Source organism: Actinophytocola sp. (genome assembly GCF_036555685.1).
Classification (GTDB): Bacteria; Actinomycetota; Actinomycetes; order Mycobacteriales; family Pseudonocardiaceae; genus Actinophytocola.
This window is the reverse complement of record NZ_DATBKY010000229.1, coordinates 39,088-57,517: the sequence shown is the minus strand read 5'-3', so window position 1 is coordinate 57,517 and position 18,430 is coordinate 39,088. Positions and strand designations below refer to the sequence as shown.

The following is an 18,430-nucleotide window of genomic DNA, read 5'->3' as shown; positions in this document are numbered from 1 at the left end:
GCTCAGTTCCCCCCGGCCAGCGCTGCGTCGATGGTCTGCCGGCCGATCGCGGCGGACAGCTTGCCGCCCGTCGCGGCGACGTCGGTGCTCTCCACGATCACGGCGACGGCGACCTTGGGGTCCTCCGCCGGCGCGAACGCCACGTACCAGGCGTACGGCGGGGTGTTCTTGGGATCGGCGCCCGTCTCGGCGGTACCGGTCTTCGACGCGATCGTGAGATCGCCGCGCTTGCCGTCGCCCCCGGTGTGCTCCTCGGAGAGGATCATCATGTCGCGCAGCTGGTCGGCGCTGTTGCCGGAGATGGCCTGCTCCTCGGACTCCGGCTCGTAGTCGGAGATGATCGACAGGTCCGGCGCGAGGATCTTCTGCACCAGCTGCGGGCGCATCCGGTCGCCGCCGTTGGCGATCGTGCCCGCGATGACGGCGTTCTGGAGCGCCGTCAGCCGGACGTCGCGCTGGCCGATGCCGCTCTGGTACAGCGCCGCCTTGTCGGAGATCGTGAGGCACTGGTCGCCCTGCGGGCCGATGCACGAGGCCACGACCGGCATGGGGATCGTCAGGTCCGTCTGGCCGATGCCGTACTTCGCCGCCTGCGCGCTGAGCTTGCCCGCGCCCTCCTGGGACGCCAGCTGGGCGAACGCGGTGTTGCAGGACAGCTGGATCGCGGTCGCCATCGTCGCGGTCTGGCCGGAACCGCAGGAGCTGCCCGCGAAGTTCGACAGGCAGCGGCTGCTCCCGTCCGAGGGGTCGCACGGGTCGCCGGTGATCACGTCGATGCCCGGGGAAGCGGTCAGCTGGTACTCCTTGTCCTTGCCGTCCTCCAGCGCGGTGGACGCCGTGACGAGCTTGAACGTGGAGCCGGGCGCGTAGTTCTCCTGGATCGCCCGGTTGAGCATCGGTTTGTTCTTGTTCGTGTTGAAGCTCTTGTACGCCTTCTCCTGGTCGTCACCGTCATGCACGGCCAGGGCGTTCGGGTTGAACGACGGCGTGGAGACCATCGCGAGGATCTGGCCGTCGTCGGGCTTGAGCGCGACGACGGCGCCCTTGTAGCCGCTCGCCGTCATGCCCTGGTAGGCGGCCTTCTGCACCTTCGAGTTGATCGTGGTGACGATGTTGCCGCCGCGCGGGTCGCGGCCGGTGATGAGGTCGGAGAGCCGGCGCACGAACAACCGGTCGTCGGAGCCGTTGAGGATCTCGTCCTCGGTGCGCTCGAGGCCGGTTGCGCCGTAGCGGACCGAGTAGAACCCGGTCACCGGCGCGTACATCGGGCCATTGAGGTAGGTCCGCTGGAAACGCAGCCGGTCGTCGGTCGACTTGACGTTGGCGATGATCACCTCGTCGGAGGTGATGATCCGGCCGCGCTGGCGGGCGTACTCCTCGAGCAGCACGCGCTGGTTGCGCGGGTCGTTGCGGTAGTCGTCCGCCTTGACGACCTGGATGTAGGTCGCGTTCGCCAGCAGCAGGATGATCATGGCCAGCATGGCGAGGCCGACGCGGCGGAGGGGAGTGTTCATGAGGGACGCTCCACCATCACGGTGCCCGCCTCGGCGATCGGGACCTGCTGCGGCTGCTTGGGCTTCGCGCCGGTCTGCGGGCGGCGGGCGGCGTCGGAGATCCGCAGCAGCAGCGCGACCAGCACGTAGTTGGCGAGCAGCGAGGAACCTCCCGCGGACAGGAACGGCGCGGTGATGCCGGTCATCGGGATCAGCTTGGTGACACCGCCGACCACGACGAACACCTGCATGATCAACGCGAACGAGAGCCCGCCGCCGAGCAGCTTGCCAAACGTGTCGCGCACCGCGACCGCCGAGCGCAGGCCACGCATCGCCAGCAGCATGTAGACGAGCAGCAGCGCGGCGAGCCCGATGAAGCCGAGTTCCTCGCCGATCGCCGCGGTGATGAAGTCGCTGTTGGCGAGCGGCACCATGTCCGGCCGGCCGGCGCCGAGCCCGGTGCCGCCGACGCCTCCGGTGCCGAGCCCGAACAGCGACTGCGCGATCTGGTAGCCGCCCGAGTCGTAGTCGGCGAACGGGTCCAGCCAGTTCGCCACGCGCACCTGGACGTGGCCGAACAGCTGGTAGGCGAGCAGGCAGCCGCCGACGAACAGCGCGAGCCCGACGCCGACCCAGATGCCCCGCTCGGTCGCCACGTAGAGCATCACGAGCACGGTGCCGAAGAACAGCAGCGAGCTGCCGAGGTCCTTCTCCGCGACCAGGACGACCACGGAGACCGCCCAGCAGAACAGGATCGGCCCGAGGTCGCGCGCCCGTGGCAGGTCGATGCCCATCACGCGGCGGCCCGCGGCCATGAACAGGTCGCGTTTGGACACCAGGAACGCCGCGAAGAAGATCAGCAGCAGGATCTTGGCGAACTCACCGGGCTGGATCGAGACCGGCCCGAGCCGCAACCAGATCTTCGCGCCGTTGATCGTCGGGGCGATCACGCCCGGCAGCACGGCAGGCAGCGCCAGCAGGAAGAGGCCGGCGAGGCCGAAGGTGTAGCCGTAGCGGGTCAGCGTGCGGTGGTCCTTGATCACGTAGAGCACGACCAGGAACAGCACCAGCGCGATCGTGGTCCACAGGATCTGTTTGGGGACGGTGTTCTCGAACTCCGTGTTCGTCCGCACCGCCGCTTCGGCGTCGGCCAGGTCGATCCGGTAGATCATGACCAGGCCGATGCCGTTCAGCAAAGCAACGCACGGCAGGATCAGCGGATCCGCGTACGGCGCCCACTTCCGCACCGCCGCGTGCGCGATGCCGAACAGCGCCAGGTAGGCAAGCCCGTACCAGACCAGCCGGATCGTGAGAGTCTGCTCCTGATTGGCCTCGACGAGCATGAGCGCGCCCGTGACGAGGCCGGCCGCGAACGCCAGCATGGCCAGTTCGGTACCGCGCCGGGTCGGAGCCGATCTGCCTGGCGTCTCGTTGCCCTGTGCGGCCAACACTGGCCCTGGCTGCGCCATCAGCCGCCGCCCTCGTCCCCGCGCGGCTGGCGGCAGTTGACTCCCGGATCCGGCTCGACCGGTTCGGTCGTGGTCTTCGGCGGGGTCGTCGTGGTCGTGCGAGCCGGCGGCTTCCCGGAGGCCGGCGGCTTCCGCCCGGTCGTCTTCGGCGGCGCCGGCGAGCCGACCTGCTCCTGCTGCTTGATCAGCGACTCACACGTCGGCAGCGGATACTTCGTGCGCAGGTCCTGGATGAACTGGCGGGCGTCGGGGATGTTGTCGAAGCTCTCCGTGCCCGAGCGCACCGCGTCCCGGCCGAGCTGGCGCAGGTCGTCGACGTAGAACCGGTCGCAGGTCAGCACCTCTGGACCGCAGGAGCCCTGCACCTTGGTGTTGAGCGAGATGCCGAAGATGCTGCCGCGCACGCCCTGGAAGATCGCGATCTCGCCGTCGTCGGCCTCGCCGACGAAATACTGCTTGTTCACCACTATCCAGGTGGCCACCGCGCCGCCGGTCAGCACCAGCAGGACCACGATCAGCAGCACGAAGAGCCGGATCCGTTTGCGGCGCTTGGCCTTCGGGTCCGGCGGCGGCTCGGTCGGCTCGACCCGGACCGGCTCGATGCGCGGCGAGGTGATCGCGCCCGCACGGGAGGCGGGCGAGTCCGGCGGCGGCTGGTCGTCCTGCCCGTTGCCCGCCGCGCCGCCGACGATGGGGGCGTCCTCGCCGAAGTCGATGTCGACCACGTCGGCCACGATGACCGTGACGTTGTCCGGCCCGCCGCCCTTGAGCGCGAGCTCGATCATCCGGTCCGCGCACTCCTGGGCGTCCGGGATCTTGATCGTGTCGGCGAGCGTCTCGTGGGACACCACACCGGAAAGACCGTCCGAGCACAGCAGGTACCGGTCGCCCGCGCGGGCCTCCCGGATCGTCAGGTTCGGCTCGACCTCGTGTCCGGTGAGCGCCTTGAGAAGGAGCGAGCGCTGCGGGTGCGAGGCCGCCTCCTCCTCGGTGATCCGGCCCTCGTCGATCAGCGACTGGACGAACGTGTCGTCGTGGGTGATCTGCGCGAACTGACCGTTGCGCTGCAGGTACGCCCGCGAGTCGCCGATGTGCACCAGCCCGATGCGGGTGCCGGCGAACAGGATCGCGGTGAGCGTCGTGCCCATGCCGTCGAGCTCGGGGTCGCTCGCCACCAGCTCGGCGATCGCACCGTTGCCCGCATTGGTCGCCTCGCGCAACTGACCCAGCAGGTCCTCGCCGGGTTCGTCGTCGTCGAGCGGCGCCAGCGCGGCGATGACGACCTTGCTGGCCACCTCACCCGCGGCGTGCCCGCCCATGCCGTCGGCGAGCGAGAGCAGGCGCGGCCCCGCGTACACGGAGTCCTGGTTGTTCGATCGGACCAGGCCCCGGTCGCTGCGGGCCGCATAGCGAAGGACGAGGGTCATGACCGTAGCTCGATCACCGTCTTGCCGATTCGGATCGGGGCCCCGAGAGGCACCCGGAGGGGCGCCGTGACCTTAGCCCGGTCGAGGTACGTGCCGTTCGTCGAGCCCAGATCTTCCACGTACCAGTCGGTACCCCGCAGCGAGATCCGCGCGTGCCGGGTGGAGGCGTAGTCGTCGTCGAGGACGAGCGTCGAGTCGTCCGCCCGCCCGATCATGATCGGCCGGCCGTCCAGCGAGATCCTGGTGCCGGCGAGGGCGCCGTGGGTCACGACGAGCTGCCGGGGTGCCTTGCTGCCCCGGGCCTTCTTCGCGGTGCTGCGGCGGAATCCGGGCACCGCCACCTTCAGTCCGGCCGCGGCGTAGAGGTCCGAGCGCACGATCCGCAGCGCGGCCAGCACGAACAACCAGAGCAGGGCAAGGAACCCTGCTCTGGTCAGCTGCACAACAAGCTCTGGCACCTGCTGCGAACGCTCCCGCCGGTAGGGGTCAATGGCACCGGCACCCGACCGGTGCCTGTGCTCAGTATTGAGGGTCGGTCTGCGCGGCCTGCGGTCAGCCCTGGGTACGGAACACCAACGAAGAGTGCCCGATGCGGATGACGTCGCCGTCCGCCAGCTGCCAGGTCTGCACCGGAGTGCCGTTGACCGTGGTGCCGTTGGTCGAACCGAGGTCCGCGAGCGTGGCGCTCTGTCCGTCCCAGGTGATCTCCAGGTGCCGGCGCGAGACGCCGGTGTCGGGCAGCCGGAAGTCGGCATCCTGGCCGCGGCCCACGACGTTGCCGCCCTGCTTGAGCGAGTACGTCCGGTTCGAGCCGTCGTCAAGTTGCAGGCTGGCGTTCAGCTGCCGCGGGCCGGTCTGCACCGCCGGCGGGGCGTAGCCCTGCTGACCGTAGGGGTCGCCACCTTGCTGGTAGCCGCCCTGGCCGTAGCCCTGCTGGCCATAGCCCTGGTCGTAACCCTGCTGGCCGTAGCCCTGCTGCTGGCCGTAACCCTGGTCATAGCCCTGCTGTTGCTGGCCATATCCCTGGTCGTAGCCGCCTTGCTGGCCGTAGCCCTGGTCATAACCTTGCTGCTGGCCGTAGCCGTACTGCTGTCCGTAGGGATCGCCCTCGGGCGGCTGGCCGTAGCCGGGAGGCTGGCTCATCGATCGGTCTCCTGCGTTGCGGGGTGATGCTGACCGCTTCCCGGAAGCCTTCACATCCGGGTCGACGGCCGAGCGTATTCGAAACTGTCCGGTGTGCAGCGCGTCGGAGCGCTCCAGGGAGACTACGACGTCACCATAGGTGTCCCATTGGTGCTCGGAGAGATTCTCCTTCACACAGTCCGCGAGCAGCGCTGTTGTGCGGTCTTCATCGTTAGCGAAGTTTTCGAAGTCGGCCGCACCCAGTTGCACTATGTAGTGGTTGGGTATCAGCTGTCGACCCCCAGCGAGCTCGCGGACGTTGACCTCACCTTCACGCAGCAGTGCCTGCGCCACCTCTTGCGGCACCACACTGCCACCGAACACGCGAGCGAAAGAGTTGCCCACGAGGTTCTCCAGCTTGCGGTTGAGCCGCTGGCCGATGCCCATGGGTACCTCCTTCCACACGTGCTCCTCAGTCGATCGTATCCGTGTCCGGCCAGGAGGACAGTGCGATGTGCAAACCCGATTGACGACCGTGTAGGCTTCGCGACGTTCCACTCGGGCGAGTGGCGGAATGGCAGACGCGCACGGTTCAGGTCCGTGTGTCCGTAAGGACGTGGGGGTTCAACTCCCCCCTCGCCCACCTTGTTCGGTGCTTTGGGCACCTTCCCGCCTTTTCCGTTTTGTTCTGGGGGGCGACCCCCAGACCCCCACGGTGCCGGCTTCTGTTGACCCAGCGTGGTGTCGGATTGGTGTCACCAGCATCCGTTGTTGGTCTTGCTTCTGCCCTTGGTCTTGCTTCTGTTGTTGGTCTTGCTTCTGCCGTTGTTGGTCTTGCTTTGGCCTGCCGGTTGATCTTTGTGTGCGCTTGGATCTTGCTCTGCGCTTCTGATCTTCGGTGCGGTTCTGTCTCGTGCTCTCTTTGTGGACGTGTGCGGGGTGGGGGCGTTGCTCCGTCGCCGGGCGTGGTCTGGACCTCGGACAACCGTCTTCGGGGTGGGCGCTTTCCTTCACCAGTTGCCATTACGGAGGGCTCTTCGCGGAAGCTGGGGCTGGGAAACAATTTCCTCAACTGGGGTTGGCGAAAAGGGTGTCCTGCCTCACTTTCCGCTTACTGGGTGCGGTGGGGTGGTTTCCCACGGTGGCTACGAATGAGCCGGTTGCGGGTGGTGCTCCTCCGTTCGTCGTGGGCCGGGTGGGTGAGTGGCTCGGGGAAGGGCCGGTGGAACTGGTTGTTCGTTCGACCTCGGGGCACCAGGCGATGGGGTCGATGCGGAGCGCAGGGTCCGGCGCGGCGATGTGGATCTTTGCCGGTGTCCGGATTGGTTGCGTCGTAACGGATTTCGGCGTGCTCGGCGCGGGGGGTGCCTGCGGTTTGCGTAACCGCGGCGGTCGTCCTTTCGATCTTTGCTGGTGTTGCCCTGCATTGCGTTGCGCAACCCTCGGTACTCCCTCGCGTTCAGCCATCCAGCCGACGACTCACCCAGACGGCGGCACAGCGGGGCAGAAGTCCTATTGCCGTCCGTCGACCGGTCACCGACCGCTGCGCGCCGCCGGTCGCAGGAGGCGCGTTCTCGTCTGCGTTTCGAGCAGGGCCAACTGGTACGCCAGACAGGTACCGAAAAACGCCGCGCTTGGCAGGGGATGGCTTGAAGGGCGCGGCGGATAACGGAGAGGGCTGAGTTCGTGACGGGCATTCCTGGGCGCACGGCGGCGGTGGACAACCTGACGGCAGTGCCGTCTCCTCTTGTCCCGTCCGTCGAGCTGCCGGCAGAAGTCGACGAGCTGGCCGCCACGGCCGCGCGTGAGCTCGGCTGGCAGGGGGTCGTGTTGCCGGAGATGAAGCTGCTCGGCCGGCGGATCAACCTGGTCGCCCAGCTGATGCCGGACGCGCACGCGGAGCGCATCTGCCTCGGGCAGGGCCCCGAGGTCGACCGCGCGACCGTGTCGACGTGGGTGTGGCCGGAGTTCACCGGCCACGTGCCCGAGCCGGCCGTGCGGATCGTGGGCGCGCTCGCGGTCACCCGCCACTGGCGCACCGGGCTCGTCAACGCCGTGCCGTTCCTGCGGTACTGCGACGCCGCCGTCGTGCTGCCGATGTCGGTCGTGATCACCAACGACTACCTCGTGAACTGCCTGCCGCGCGCCCGCGCGTACGGCGTGGGCGTGCTGAGCGCCGAGCCCGGCCCCGACATCACGCTCGACCTCGCGGTCCGCGGTGACCGGGCGCCGGCCGGCGTCGACGGCACGCACCGCTGGATCAACGAGCTCGCCTACGAGCAGATCCTCGCCACCGTCTGATGCGAGTTGCGATCGCCGGCGGGCACGGCAAGATCGCGCTGCGGCTGACCCGGCTGCTCGCGGACCGCGGCGACGAGGTGATCGGCATCGTGCGCAACCCCGACCACGTAGCGGATGTGCAGGCGGCCGGCGGCCAGGCGGCGGTCGTCGATCTCGAGGCCGCGACGACCGCGGACGTGGCCGGCGTCGTCAGCGGCGCCGACGCGGTCGTGTTCGCCGCCGGTGCCGGGCCGGGCAGCGGCGCCGCACGCAAGGAGACCGTCGACCGCGCGGCCGCGGTACTTCTCGCCGACGCCGCCGAGTCCGCGGGCGTGCGGCGCTACGTCCAGGTCAGCTCGATCGGTCTGGACCGCGCCGACGACCCGGACCTGGACGAGGTCTTCCGCGGGTACCTGCGCGCCAAGGCCGCCGCGGACGAGGACCTGATGGCCCGCGATCTGGAGTGGACGGTCCTGCGTCCGGGCGGCCTCACCGACGATCCCGGTGTGGGCACGGTCACCCTCGACGAGCACGTCCGGCGCGGCTCGGTCACCCGCGACGACGTCGCGACCGTGCTCGTCGGCCTCCTCGACCGGCCGGCGACCGCCGGCAAGGTGCTCGAGCTCGTCGGCGGCGACGAGGCGATCGACCGGGCGCTAGACCGTCTTGCCTAGTACGCGGTCGAGGTAGGGGTTCGCGAACAGCCCGCCCGGGTCCAGTTTGGTCCGCAGGTCGACGAAGTCGTCGAAGCGCGGGTACCGCTCGCGCAGCGCGGCCGCGTCCAGCGTGTGCATCTTCCCCCAGTGCGGCCGGCCGCCGACGTCGCCGACGATCGACTCGAACAGGTCGAAGTACGCCCGGTACGGCATGCCGACGAACTGGTGGATCGCGACGTACGCCGAATCCCGTTGGTACGCAGTGGAAAGCCAGATGTCGTCGGCCGCCGCAACGCGGATCTCCACCGGGAACATCACCGGGTCCGCGAGCTTCGGCACCCGCCTGCGCAGCTCGGCCAGCACGTCGCCGAGCGCCTCTCGCGGCACCGCGTACTCGGACTCCACGAACCGCACGCTCCGGTTGGTCACGAAGACGCGGTGCGACACGTCCCGATAGGACCGTGCGGAGAGGACGTTGGACGACAGCTTGTTCAGTGGCCGTACCAACTTCGGCACCCGGCGGCCGATCCGGCACAGCGTGCCGAACGCCCGGTTCTCCATCAGCTCGTACTCGACGAACTGGCGCGCCCTCGACAGCGGCTCCGGTTTGGTGCCGGCCGGCAGGCGGTTGTTGCGCTTGGTCAACGCCTTGGGGCCGTAGGGGAACCAGTAGAACTCGAAGTGGTCGTTGTGCGCGCAGTTCTCGTCCAGCGCCTCGAGCACCTCGTCGAGCGGCTCCGGCCGTTCCTCGGCGGCGAGCACGAACGACGGCTCGGTCTGCAGCGTCACCGACGCGATCACGCCGAACGCGCCGAGCCCGACCCGACCCGCCGCGAACAGCTCCGGCAGCTCGCTCGCGGAGCAGCCGACCACCGATCCGTCGGCCAGCACGAGCTCGAGCCCGGCGACCTGGGTCGAGATGCCGCCGAACCGCGCGCCCGTGCCGTGCGTGCCCGTGGAGATCGCACCCGAGATCGTCTGCGCGTCGATGTCGCCGAGGTTAGTCATCGCGAGCCCGAGCCGGTCGAGCTCCGCGTTGAGCGCGCGCAGCGTGGTGCCGGCCCGCACGGAGACGAGGCCGGTGTCGATGTCCGCCGACGTGATCCCGGTCCAGTCGCCCAGATCGAGCGCGACGTCGTGCGCGGCGCCGACCGCGGTGAACGAGTGGCCGCTGCCCCGCGCGCGCACGGTCTTGCCGTCGCGGGCGGCCTTCGTCACCGCCCCGGCGAGCTCCTCGAGATCGCGCGGGCGGACCACGTCGGTCGCCACGGCCGATTCGGTGCCGGCCCAGTTACGCCAGGCTGTCGTTGCTGCCACGCGGTCCTCCCAGGTCGTACGGTGAGTCCGTGCCCTCTCAACTGCGCCCGGAGACGCACCGGATGAGGCTGGACGCGGCGACCAAGCACCTGGACCCGCCGCTCGCCGTCGTCGATCTGGAGGCATTCGACCACAACGCCGCGGACCTGGTGCACCGTGCCGCCGGCCGGCCCATCCGGGTGGCGAGCAAGTCGGTCCGTTGCCGGTTCCTGCTCGAGCGCGTGCTGCGGCTGGACGGCTTCACCGGCGTGATGTCCTACTCGCTGCCCGAGGCCCGCTGGCTCGCCCGCCAGTGGCGCGACACGGATCTCGCCGACGTCGACATCCTCGTCGCCTACCCGACCACCGACCACGCCGCGCTGCGCATGCTCGCCGACGACCCGCACGCCCGCGAGCACATCTCGATCATGGTCGACTCGACCGCCCATCTGGACCTGGTCGACGCGGCGCTCGGCATCGGGCACGCCGACATCCGGGTCTGCCTCGAGCTGGACGTGTCCTGGCGACCGCTGTGGGGACTCGATGTGGCGCACGTGGGAACGCGCCGTTCCCCGGTGTTCACGGCGGCGCAGGCGGCCTCCCTGGCGAGGGCGGTGGTCGGCAGGCCGGGCTTTCGTCTCGTCGGTCTGATGGGCTATGAGGGCCAGATCGCGGGCCTCGGGGACCAGCCGGCCGGCAAGCCGGTCGCGGGTGCGGTGGTGCGGTGGATGCAAGCCCGTTCGGCGCAGGAGCTCGCCGCCCGACGCAGCGAGGTCGTGGCGGCGGTGAAATCCGTCGGCTCGCTGGAGTTCGTCAACGGCGGTGGGACGGGCAGCATCGAGACGACCGGGTCCGACGAGTCGGTCTCCGAGGTCGCGGCCGGCTCCGGACTGATCGGGCCCACGCTGTTCGACAACTACCGGCGGTTCTCCCCTTCGCCCGCCGTGCTGTTCGCGCTGCCGGTCGTGCGCAAGCCGCGGCGCAACATCGCGACGTTGTTCGGCGGCGGCTACATCGCCTCGGGTGCGGCCGGCAAGGACCGGTTGCCGTCGCCGTACCTGCCGGGCGGGCTGAAGCTGCTCGGCGTGGAGGGCGCCGGCGAAGTGCAGACGCCGGTGACCGGGAAGGCCGCGCGCGACCTGGGGGTGGGCGACCGGGTGTGGTTGCGGCACACGAAGGCGGGCGAGCTCGCCGAGCGGTTCACCGAGTACCACGTGCTTTCCGGCGACGAGGTGACCGAGACCGTGCCCACCTACCGCGGCGAAGGGCAGTGCTTCGGCTGATGGCCCCGCGGGTCTACAGCGAGCCGGCGAGGTAGTTGCGCACGACCCGCTTGGCCTCGTCGATCATCTCCTGCTCGCCGAACAGTTTGCGCCGGAACGCGAGCGCGAGGATCGCGTCGCCGATGTCGCTCGCGATCGTGATCTGCATGTAGATGCTCGTCACGGGCACGTTGACCTTGCGTGCGATCAGCCCGGCGATCTTGTCGGCGATGACCGTATTGTTGTCGCGCTTCTCGTCGATGAACCGCAGATCGATGACGTCACCGAAGCGCACGTGCGCGAACCCCGGTGTGCTGCGGTACATCTCGACATAGATGTCGATGATCTCGTCGACGCCGTGCCACCAGTGTTCGAGGTTGTCCCAGTCGAGCCGGCGGTCGATCTCCGCGGTGAAGTAGTCGAGGTTGCGCTTGGTCAGCTCCTGGACGACCGCGCGCTTGTCGGGGAAGAACTGGTACAGCGACCCGACGGCGACCCCGGCGCGCTCGGCGATCAGCGTGGTGGTCACACCGTCGTAGCCGAGCTCGTCGATCAGCGACGCGCACGCCTTGAGCATCTTCTCGACGCGCTTCGCGCTCCGCTGCTGAACGGGTTGCTTTCGCAACGGCACAGAGGTCGCCACATGTACTCCTAGCTGGGGCCTACACCCATCCTGCCCGCGCGAAGCAGGCTCCACCACAGAACGATGTATACGAAACCCCAAAGTGGTCAGAGATCACGCGAAAACGAAAAAATCAGCGCCGGCACCCATGCCGATGACTGGCCCCGCAGGACGGAACGTGCTGGTGATCGGCTCCGGGACGTGCCGTGCTGGTGATCCACTCCCAGGACCGAGCCGGGTCGAAGGAAGCACGCACCGTGGGGGCATGGGGGGCTCGGCCCCCCAGAATGACGCGAAACGACCCGGCGAAAGCGCAAAGCGCTGAGCAGGGTCGTCCGGAGTGGAGCCACGGACCGATGCTGGTCGGGGGAGGGGGAGTACAGCAGCACCGGTCCGTGGAGTCTGGAGTTATAGGAACCGGCGGCCCGCGTTCGTCTAGCTCGGGGGTGCTGACGACGAGTCGAACCGCCGGTCCATCAGACGACCTCAGGCCGCACAGCGTGCGGGGTCACGGGGGCCGAGGTCGCCGGCTTCACCTGGCGCTCGCCAGCCGTCCAGGCGTCGCCGGCTGCGGCCGAGATTCGGCAACCGCGTGCCTCGCCTGGTTCTGATCCGGCGCGAGACCACCTGCCACCAGGTGTTCGTAGGCGGCCTGCCACACGGAGCAGGGCGCCTTCTGCTGACGCCAGCGGGACGAGCACGCGGGGCAGTTGCCCTTCTCGTCCGGCTCGTGGGCGGCGAGCATCGCGCGCCAGCCTTCGGTCAGCTTGGGAAGTTCGGAACGGGCCACGGACAGCAGGGACGGCGCGTCTGCGCGGTTGGCCAGCTCGGAGAGCATGTCGAGCCGCTCCCACACCGCGTTGCGCAGCACCTGCCCGAGTATCTCGTCCACCGAAACGTCACCGTCACCTTTCCGCCTGCTCGGCGGCTTCGCGAAGCGCGATACGCAGCTGGCCGAGCTGGCCGGCCGTCAGCACCGCTGTCTCGCCCGGTGGTCCCACCAGGACCACCCGATTGCGTTCGACGAGCACCGTCAGGCACCGCTCGCGGTTCACCACGTCACCGCAGTTGATCCGCCAGACCTTGCGACCGAGTGCGGACCCGTGCAGGTCACCGCGAGGTTCCACCGAGCCGTCACCGACGATCCCCGAAAGCTTTCGCGGGGCCGCCGGAGCTGCGGCCGGAGTGGTCCTCACCAGTTCCACAGTCGCGGCTTCCCTCCGTGCTCGTATGCTTACAACCAACTACATTGGTGCCTGAGAGCAGAGATTGGTGCGTAAGAGCGCCGATCGGCGGTCGTTTCACGGTGAGCGGTCGCTGAACTTCGGTAGGACCGATCAGGTTCACCGATCCGGACTTCTCGTGGCTTGTGAAGTGCGCATACATTGCTGCTGACGCCCAGCGGACTGTGAGGGGGCGGAATGAACTCCATCGGATCTCAGAGCTCTTCCGTAACGCCAGAGGTGTGGGAAGACCCCGAGATGCGAAACGCGCTCGCGGCGCGGGAGGTCAGCACGATCTACAAGCTGCTGCGACGCAAAGGCGTGTCACAACGCCAGATCGCGGCCTACACCGGTCAGTCACAGTCCGAGGTGTCGGAGATCCTCAAGGGTCGGCAGGTCATGGCCTACGACGTCCTTGTACGTATCGCCGATGGCCTGGGTGTCCCGAGGGGATACATGGGCCTCGCGTACGACGAAGTCACGGCGGCACGAGTAGCCGAGACGCGCGAAGCCCCGGAGGCTGAGGAGCCGGAGAACGTGAAGCGTCGCAAGTTCCTTGCGCATGCGGCCGCGGTCGCGGTCGGTGCGCATGTACTCGGCGCGGACTCAGGATCGTGGGTGTCCAACCCCGTGTTGACCCCCGCTCCTGGTCGGATCGGGATGACCGATGTCCGCCAGGTCGAGGCGGCGACCCGGGCACTCCGCTCGCTGGACTACCAGTACGGCGGGGGTTTCTGCCGGGACGCCGTCGTCGCGCAGCTCTCGTGGGGGCAGCAGATGCTGTCCGCGTCTGGCACGGATGTCGTCAAGCAACGATTGCACGTGGCGCTCGCGGACCTGCACAACCTGGCCGGCTGGACCTCGTTCGACATCGGCCTGATCGACTCCGCGCGCAACCACTTCGGCCGGGCACTCGAGCTCGCCAAGGCGGGCAACTCCAACCAGCTCGTCGCGAACATCCTGTACCGCATGGGCCGGGTCTACCTGCACAAGGAGTCCCCGGACGACGCCCTGAAGATGTTCCAGCTGGGCCAGATCGCCGCCCAGGAGTCGGGCTCCGAGCTCGCCGTCGCGGTCATCTGCGCGAACCAGGCCTGGGCCTACGCGATGATGGGCCACGAGGACCAGACCATGAAGCTCATCGGCCGCACCCGTGACGAGTTCGCGCGAGCGGGTGGCGGCGAGGCCGAGGACTGGGTCAAGTTCTTCAACGAGGACGACGTCTACGCCATGATCGGCACCGTCCACACCGTGCTGGCCCAGCAGGTCGACACCAAGCACACCAAGTACGCGATCCCCGCCCTGCAGCGGGCGATCGGCTCGTACGGCGACGACATGGCGCGGAGCAAGGCGTTCAACCTGAGCTTCCTCGCCACCAACCACCTGCTCGACGGGGACATCGACCACGGCGCCAAGATCGGCCACCAGGCCGTCGACCTGGCACAACACCTCAAGTCGCGCCGGGTCCGGGACCGCCTGATGCCGCTCAAGGAGGAGGCGGACAAGCGCCGCAACTACAGCGACGCGCGGGAGCTGTCCGAGACCATCGCCAGGTTCTACGACGCCGACGTGTCCTGAGTCGACAAAGGCAGCCCGATGACCGCGACGCCCACCTCCGACATGGCTCCGGAGACGCGCGCGGAAGGCGGGGCCGAAGCCACCGGTCAGTTCGCGCCGGCGAACCTCGCCGAGGCGCTCTCGGCGGTATGTGCCGCGGCGGGGCTCGATCCGGCCGGCGCCGAGCTGCTGCGGTGCACCAACAACGCGGTGTTCGAGCTGGCCACGGCACCCGTGGTGGTGCGGATCGTGGCGTCGAACGCCTTGCGCCACCGGGTCGACAAGGTGGTCCGGGTGGCCACCTGGCTGGCCGAGTACGACGTGCCGGCCGTGCGGCTCGTCCCGGGCATCGACCAGCCCGTGTCGGCCGGCCCGTACATGGCGACGGTCTGGGAGAGCGTGCCCCACGGCGGCCACCGGCCCCGCGGCCGTGACCTCGCGAAACTCCTGCTCCGCATGCACGAGCTGCCGGAGCCGTCGTTCCCGCTGCCGGCCTGGGAACCACTGGACGACGTGCGCCGCCGCATCGGCGAGGCGGAGGGTCTCGACGCGGCCGACCTGGACTTCCTGCGCGACCGGCTCGACGAGGTCAGCGACCGGCTGGACGCGCTGGAGTTCGCGCTGCCCGCGTCGCTGCTGCACGGCGACGCGCACCTGGGCAACCTGATCCCGAGCCCGGCCGGCCCGGTACTCTGCGACTTCGACTCGGCCAGCCTGGGCCCGCCCGAGTGGGACCTGACGCCGCTCGCGGTCGGCGTGGTCCGGTTCGGCGAGCCGGCCGGGCGCTACCGCGAGCTGGCCCGGTCGTACGGGTTCGATGTCACCCGCTGGAAGGGCTTCCCGGTCCTCCGCGCGGTGCGCGAGCTCAAGCTGATCACCAGCGTGCTGCCGATCCTGTCCAGCCGGCCCGAGGTACGCCCGGAGTTCTTCCGCAGGCTCACCGACGTGCGCCGCGGGGACGACTCGGCCAGATGGGCGCGCTACACCTGACCCGGACGGTTCAGCAGCGGTCCACTGTGTCGTAACACAGCGTCGCCGGTGAACGAAAGGCCCAGTGACCGGGTGACGTTCACCAGCGCGTTTGTCCAGGTCAGCACCAACTTCACCCGATTGGGTGACAGGCCGGAGTGGACGTTCGCAAGGGGCACGCTACGCTCGGTCGAGCTAGCCGCACTTCCGTCCCCGATCGAGGTGGTTCATGCCGGTGGCTAGGCGCAGGCAGGTGACCAGGCCGAGTCGACGCGCGCGCCGCGCGCTCGCCTCCGCGCGGATGCTGGACCAGATGGTGGCGGACCACCTCCCGCTGATGGCCCGCCTTCCCGAGGCGAGCCGGCACAGAGCCGCCGACTTCCTGGCCGAGCTCGTCATGCTGTCCCAGGCCTACCGCCACCACGCCGCCGGCTGGATCTCGCGCCGCGAGCTCGAGCGCCGTGGCAACGGGCACGTGTCCCGGATCGCGGTCATCCGCCGCCGCTCGAGCATCTCCTCGGCGCAGTTCACCGACAAGGACTGACCGTTCGCCGTTACGCCGTTTCGATCATCGGCGGCGGCCAAGCGGCGTAGCGAAGATCTTGATCCACACGACGAACGGTCCTTTGTGGCCGTTCGGCGTTTCGGTACGACCGAACGTGCAACCTTTCTGGTACGGCGGGAGTATCAAGCCACCGGCGCGCGGCTGAGCACGACCGCGAAGCCGAACGCGAGCCCCATCACCGACAGCTCCAGCGCGGCCCACCGGACGAGCGCGGTCCGCTGGTGCCGGACGATCGCCGGCAGCAGCCGGAAGCGGATGTTGCCGCCCAGCACGGCGAGCAGCCCGAGGCAGGTGGCCTTGCACAGCACCAGCACGCCGTAGCCGGTGCCGAAGAGCGCCTCGAACAGACCGTGGCTCGCGGTCAGCTCCATGACCGCGTTGAACAACCCGCTCACCGCGACCACGCCGAGGCACACGGTGGCGAGCCGGGAGAACCGGGGCAGCGCGGTGGCGAGCAGCGAGCGGTTGGCCGCCAGCAGCACGACGGTCGCACCGAGGCCGCCGGTCCACGCGACCGCGCCGAGCACGTGCAGCTCCAGCGAGATCATCGTGAAGTCGCGCCACTCCAGGTTCGTGGCGTGGCCGGTGACCGGCAGCGGCAGCAGCCCGAACAACGCGACCGCCGCCCGCACCTCGGCCGGCACCGACTCGCCCACCCGCACCGACGCGATGTTGAGCACGAACGCCACCACCGCCACGCCCGCGACGAACAGCAGCGCCTTGCCGGCGCCGAACTCGCGCACGTAGTCGACGACCGCACCCGGCGAGACCCCGGCGCCCGGCCGGACCTCGGCGGTCTGCAGCACCAGCGCCATCAGCGCGGCGAGCGCCCAGATCAGCGCGGCCGCCGCGGCCGCCCGCCGGCTCGCCTCGAGCGCCGGCTCGACGTGCTTCGGCCGGTCGAACCCGACGAGGATCGGCAGCAGGGAGAGCCCGACCGTGGCCACGGCGGACAGGTCGAGTACCACCCGGACGACGGGCAGGCCGTACCGGACCACCGCGCCCGGCTCCGCCACCCCGGCCACCGGCTGCGTCGCGGTCAGCGCGATGCCGACGAGCATGCCGGCCAGCGCCGCCACGAGCAGCGCCAGGACCAGGGAGAAGCGGGCGGACGCGGTGGTCCGGGCCTGGGTCATTGCGGCTGCTTGCTCCCGATGCGCATGGCCACGGTGATGCCCGCGCCGAGCACGACGACCCCGCCGACGATCCATACCCAGATCGGCAGCCCGCCGCCGCTGTCCTCCTCCTGCGCCGCGGCCGTCGGCGTGCCGTTGCCCGCCTTGGCGAGCGTGAACTTCACGTCGCCGGACACCGGGTGCCCGTCGGCGGACACGATCCGGTAGGTGATCGTGTAGCCGCCCGCCGGGCCGAGCTCGTCGAGCGTCGCGCTGACCACGTTGCTCTGGACGTCCACCGCACCGGTCTTCCAGCCGGTGTTGTCCGGGCCCCGGACCGAGACGGTGTTGAGCCCCTCGCCCTTCTGCACGGGCTGGTCGAATGTCAGCTTGATCGTCGACGGCGTGCTCTGGACGGTCGCGTCCGTGGCGGGCGAGCTGCTGACCAGCGTGTTGTGGGCGAAGGCCGGGGTGGCCAGGCCCAGCAGCGCCAGGCAGGCCACCCCGATCACGACGGCGAGCCGCTTCATGACTCGCTGCTGGTCCTGCTGGTCCCGGCCGCGGCCTTGCGGGCTCGCATGGTCGCGCCGATCCCGACGCCGAGGCCGAGCGCGCCGACGACCAGGCCGGCCCCGCCGAGCCAGCGTGCGGTGTCGTCGTCGGCCGATTCGGCGGCCGCGTTCTGCACGTCGTGGCTCTCGGTCGCGTCCTCGTCATGCCCGGCCGCGGGTGCCGCGCCACCGCCGTGGTGGTCACCGCCCTCCTCGGCCGGAGCGAGGGCGATGGCCGGTGCCGGGTGCTCCGGCTCCTCCTCGCCCTCCTTCATCGGGGTATCCCAGGCGACGACCTTCTTGTTGTCGTACGTCTGGATGGCCGGCATGACGAGCTGGTCGGTCGCCGGCAGCGGGCCCGCGGAGACCTCGAACTCCTGGAACTCGCCGGGGTTGATCCGCGTGCCGGCCTGGGCCGTCCAGGTGATCTTGCTGACGGCCTCGGTGACGTCGGCGCCGTTCACCTCGACCGGCTTGGGCAGCTTGGTCATGGTGACCGCGGACTTCCAGCCGGGCATCGGCGTGGTGCGCGCGCCGCTCAGCGGGGTGTCGGTGGGGAACTGCACCTCGAGCTTGACGGTGCCGGCGTTCTCCTCCTCGTTGGGTACCCGGAAGGTGATCTTCGTGTAGCCGCCCTGCGTGGCGTCCTCGCCGATGACGTTCGCGGTGACGTGGGCTGCGGCGACGCCGCTGCCGAGCAGCAGCACCGCGCCGGCGACCACGGCGACGCCGGCGCCCGCGCCGGCCCGCCTGAACCAGTTGTTGGACATGCGTGAAATCGCTCCTGACGAATTGGGATGACGACACGCCGCTTGGGCCGGCG

At 69.5% G+C, this 18,430-nt stretch carries 18 protein-coding genes and 1 tRNA gene; 7 read left to right on the top strand and 12 right to left on the bottom strand.

The window, feature by feature from the left end; genetic code table 11:
- Positions 1-2: 2 nt before the first annotated feature.
- The 5 genes from VH969_RS21615 to VH969_RS21595 all read right to left on the bottom strand — a co-directional run bounded on the left by VH969_RS21615 (position 3) and on the right by VH969_RS21595 (position 5,958).
- A complete protein-coding gene (locus VH969_RS21615; RefSeq protein WP_331977021.1) occupies positions 3-1,514 on the bottom strand; it encodes a peptidoglycan D,D-transpeptidase FtsI family protein in 1,512 nt (503 codons plus the stop codon).
- A complete protein-coding gene (locus VH969_RS21610; protein ID WP_331977019.1) occupies positions 1,511-2,962 on the bottom strand; it encodes an FtsW/RodA/SpoVE family cell cycle protein in 1,452 nt (483 codons plus the stop codon). Before VH969_RS21610 ends, VH969_RS21615 begins: the two co-directional genes overlap by 4 nt.
- Positions 2,962-4,389 (bottom strand): PP2C family protein-serine/threonine phosphatase, encoded by a 1,428-nt coding sequence (locus VH969_RS21605; RefSeq protein WP_331977017.1) that lies wholly within the window; start codon positions 4,387-4,389, stop codon positions 2,962-2,964. Before VH969_RS21605 ends, VH969_RS21610 begins: the two co-directional genes overlap by 1 nt.
- Entirely contained in the window at positions 4,386-4,847 is a 462-nt protein-coding gene (locus VH969_RS21600; RefSeq protein WP_331977015.1) for an FHA domain-containing protein FhaB/FipA, read from the bottom strand. The genes VH969_RS21605 and VH969_RS21600 overlap by 4 nt, the downstream gene beginning before the upstream one ends.
- A gap of 94 nt (positions 4,848-4,941) precedes the next feature.
- Positions 4,942-5,958 (bottom strand): FHA domain-containing protein, encoded by a 1,017-nt coding sequence (locus VH969_RS21595; RefSeq protein WP_331977013.1) that lies wholly within the window; start codon positions 5,956-5,958, stop codon positions 4,942-4,944.
- 113 nt (positions 5,959-6,071) lie between these two features.
- On the opposite strand from VH969_RS21595, the gene VH969_RS21590 reads away from it, so the two are divergent.
- The 3 genes from VH969_RS21590 to VH969_RS21580 all read left to right on the top strand — a co-directional run bounded on the left by VH969_RS21590 (position 6,072) and on the right by VH969_RS21580 (position 8,465).
- Positions 6,072-6,154, top strand: a tRNA-Leu gene (locus tag VH969_RS21590).
- Between the two features lie 1,043 nt (positions 6,155-7,197).
- Complete coding sequence (locus VH969_RS21585; RefSeq protein WP_331977011.1) at positions 7,198-7,812, top strand: hypothetical protein; 615 nt, start codon at positions 7,198-7,200, stop codon at positions 7,810-7,812.
- On the top strand, positions 7,812-8,465 hold the full coding sequence (locus tag VH969_RS21580; protein ID WP_331977009.1) for an NAD(P)H-binding protein: 654 nt from the start codon (positions 7,812-7,814) through the stop codon (positions 8,463-8,465). Before VH969_RS21585 ends, VH969_RS21580 begins: the two co-directional genes overlap by 1 nt.
- On the opposite strand, the gene VH969_RS21575 is transcribed toward VH969_RS21580, so the two are convergent.
- Complete coding sequence (locus VH969_RS21575; protein WP_331977007.1) at positions 8,448-9,764, bottom strand: FAD-linked oxidoreductase, L-gulonolactone oxidase family; 1,317 nt, start codon at positions 9,762-9,764, stop codon at positions 8,448-8,450. The two genes, VH969_RS21580 and VH969_RS21575, sit on opposite strands and share 18 nt — an antisense overlap.
- A gap of 62 nt (positions 9,765-9,826) precedes the next feature.
- Between VH969_RS21575 and VH969_RS21570 the strand changes: the two genes are divergently transcribed.
- Positions 9,827-11,026, top strand: a complete 1,200-nt coding sequence (locus tag VH969_RS21570; protein WP_331977076.1) for an amino acid deaminase/aldolase — start codon at positions 9,827-9,829, stop codon at positions 11,024-11,026.
- 13 nt (positions 11,027-11,039) lie between these two features.
- Here the strand turns inward: VH969_RS21570 and VH969_RS21565 are convergent, their stop codons facing one another.
- From VH969_RS21565 to VH969_RS21555, 3 genes are all read right to left on the bottom strand, one after another.
- The gene (locus tag VH969_RS21565; RefSeq protein ID WP_331977005.1) at positions 11,040-11,648 is read right to left on the bottom strand and encodes a TetR/AcrR family transcriptional regulator; all 609 of its coding nucleotides are present in this window, start codon (positions 11,646-11,648) and stop codon (positions 11,040-11,042) included.
- Positions 11,649-12,159: 511 nt separating this feature from the next.
- Positions 12,160-12,519 (bottom strand): hypothetical protein, encoded by a 360-nt coding sequence (locus tag VH969_RS21560; protein WP_331977003.1) that lies wholly within the window; start codon positions 12,517-12,519, stop codon positions 12,160-12,162.
- Positions 12,520-12,532: 13 nt separating this feature from the next.
- The gene (locus VH969_RS21555; protein ID WP_331977074.1) at positions 12,533-12,772 is read right to left on the bottom strand and encodes a hypothetical protein; all 240 of its coding nucleotides are present in this window, start codon (positions 12,770-12,772) and stop codon (positions 12,533-12,535) included.
- 276 nt (positions 12,773-13,048) lie between these two features.
- On the opposite strand from VH969_RS21555, the gene VH969_RS21550 reads away from it, so the two are divergent.
- The 3 genes from VH969_RS21550 (at position 13,049) to VH969_RS21540 (ending at position 15,920) form a co-directional block, all read left to right on the top strand.
- Positions 13,049-14,428, top strand: coding sequence for a helix-turn-helix domain-containing protein (locus VH969_RS21550; protein WP_331977001.1), 1,380 nt, complete (start codon positions 13,049-13,051; stop codon positions 14,426-14,428).
- A 42-nt stretch (positions 14,429-14,470) separates the two neighbouring features.
- Positions 14,471-15,397 carry a phosphotransferase family protein gene (locus tag VH969_RS21545; RefSeq protein ID WP_414638594.1) on the top strand — a complete coding sequence of 309 codons (927 nt, stop codon included), beginning with the start codon at positions 14,471-14,473 and terminating at the stop codon, positions 15,395-15,397.
- 232 nt (positions 15,398-15,629) lie between these two features.
- On the top strand, positions 15,630-15,920 hold the full coding sequence (locus VH969_RS21540) for a hypothetical protein (protein WP_331976997.1): 291 nt from the start codon (positions 15,630-15,632) through the stop codon (positions 15,918-15,920).
- A 143-nt stretch (positions 15,921-16,063) separates the two neighbouring features.
- Here the strand turns inward: VH969_RS21540 and VH969_RS21535 are convergent, their stop codons facing one another.
- Genes VH969_RS21535 through VH969_RS21525 form a run of 3 tightly spaced genes read right to left on the bottom strand, consistent with a single transcriptional unit; the run spans position 16,064 to position 18,377 of the window.
- On the bottom strand, positions 16,064-17,077 hold the full coding sequence (locus VH969_RS21535; protein WP_331976995.1) for a CopD family protein: 1,014 nt from the start codon (positions 17,075-17,077) through the stop codon (positions 16,064-16,066).
- On the bottom strand, positions 17,074-17,586 hold the full coding sequence (locus VH969_RS21530) for a copper resistance CopC family protein (RefSeq protein ID WP_331976993.1): 513 nt from the start codon (positions 17,584-17,586) through the stop codon (positions 17,074-17,076). Before VH969_RS21530 ends, VH969_RS21535 begins: the two co-directional genes overlap by 4 nt.
- Positions 17,583-18,377 (bottom strand): YcnI family copper-binding membrane protein, encoded by a 795-nt coding sequence (locus tag VH969_RS21525; RefSeq protein WP_331976991.1) that lies wholly within the window; start codon positions 18,375-18,377, stop codon positions 17,583-17,585. The genes VH969_RS21530 and VH969_RS21525 overlap by 4 nt, the downstream gene beginning before the upstream one ends.
- Positions 18,378-18,430 lie beyond the last annotated feature (53 nt).

What these genes read in the sequence shown, in the direction of transcription:
- VH969_RS21605 (WP_331977017.1), bottom strand. Translation starts at nt 4,389, where the DNA reads ATGACCCTCGTCCTTCGCTATGCGGCCCGCAGCGACCGGGGCCTGGTC.
- VH969_RS21550 (WP_331977001.1), top strand. Translation starts at nt 13,049, where the DNA reads ATGAACTCCATCGGATCTCAGAGCTCTTCCGTAACGCCAGAGGTGTGG.
- VH969_RS21580 (WP_331977009.1), top strand. Translation starts at nt 7,812, where the DNA reads ATGCGAGTTGCGATCGCCGGCGGGCACGGCAAGATCGCGCTGCGGCTG.
- VH969_RS21595 (WP_331977013.1), bottom strand. Translation starts at nt 5,958, where the DNA reads ATGGGCATCGGCCAGCGGCTCAACCGCAAGCTGGAGAACCTCGTGGGC.
- VH969_RS21535 (WP_331976995.1), bottom strand. Translation starts at nt 17,077, where the DNA reads ATGACCCAGGCCCGGACCACCGCGTCCGCCCGCTTCTCCCTGGTCCTG.
- VH969_RS21525 (WP_331976991.1), bottom strand. Translation starts at nt 18,377, where the DNA reads ATGTCCAACAACTGGTTCAGGCGGGCCGGCGCGGGCGCCGGCGTCGCC.
- VH969_RS21610 (WP_331977019.1), bottom strand. Translation starts at nt 2,962, where the DNA reads ATGGCGCAGCCAGGGCCAGTGTTGGCCGCACAGGGCAACGAGACGCCA.
- VH969_RS21545 (WP_414638594.1), top strand. Translation starts at nt 14,471, where the DNA reads ATGGCTCCGGAGACGCGCGCGGAAGGCGGGGCCGAAGCCACCGGTCAG.
- VH969_RS21615 (WP_331977021.1), bottom strand. Translation starts at nt 1,514, where the DNA reads ATGAACACTCCCCTCCGCCGCGTCGGCCTCGCCATGCTGGCCATGATC.
- VH969_RS21530 (WP_331976993.1), bottom strand. Translation starts at nt 17,586, where the DNA reads ATGAAGCGGCTCGCCGTCGTGATCGGGGTGGCCTGCCTGGCGCTGCTG.
- VH969_RS21570 (WP_331977076.1), top strand. Translation starts at nt 9,827, where the DNA reads ATGAGGCTGGACGCGGCGACCAAGCACCTGGACCCGCCGCTCGCCGTC.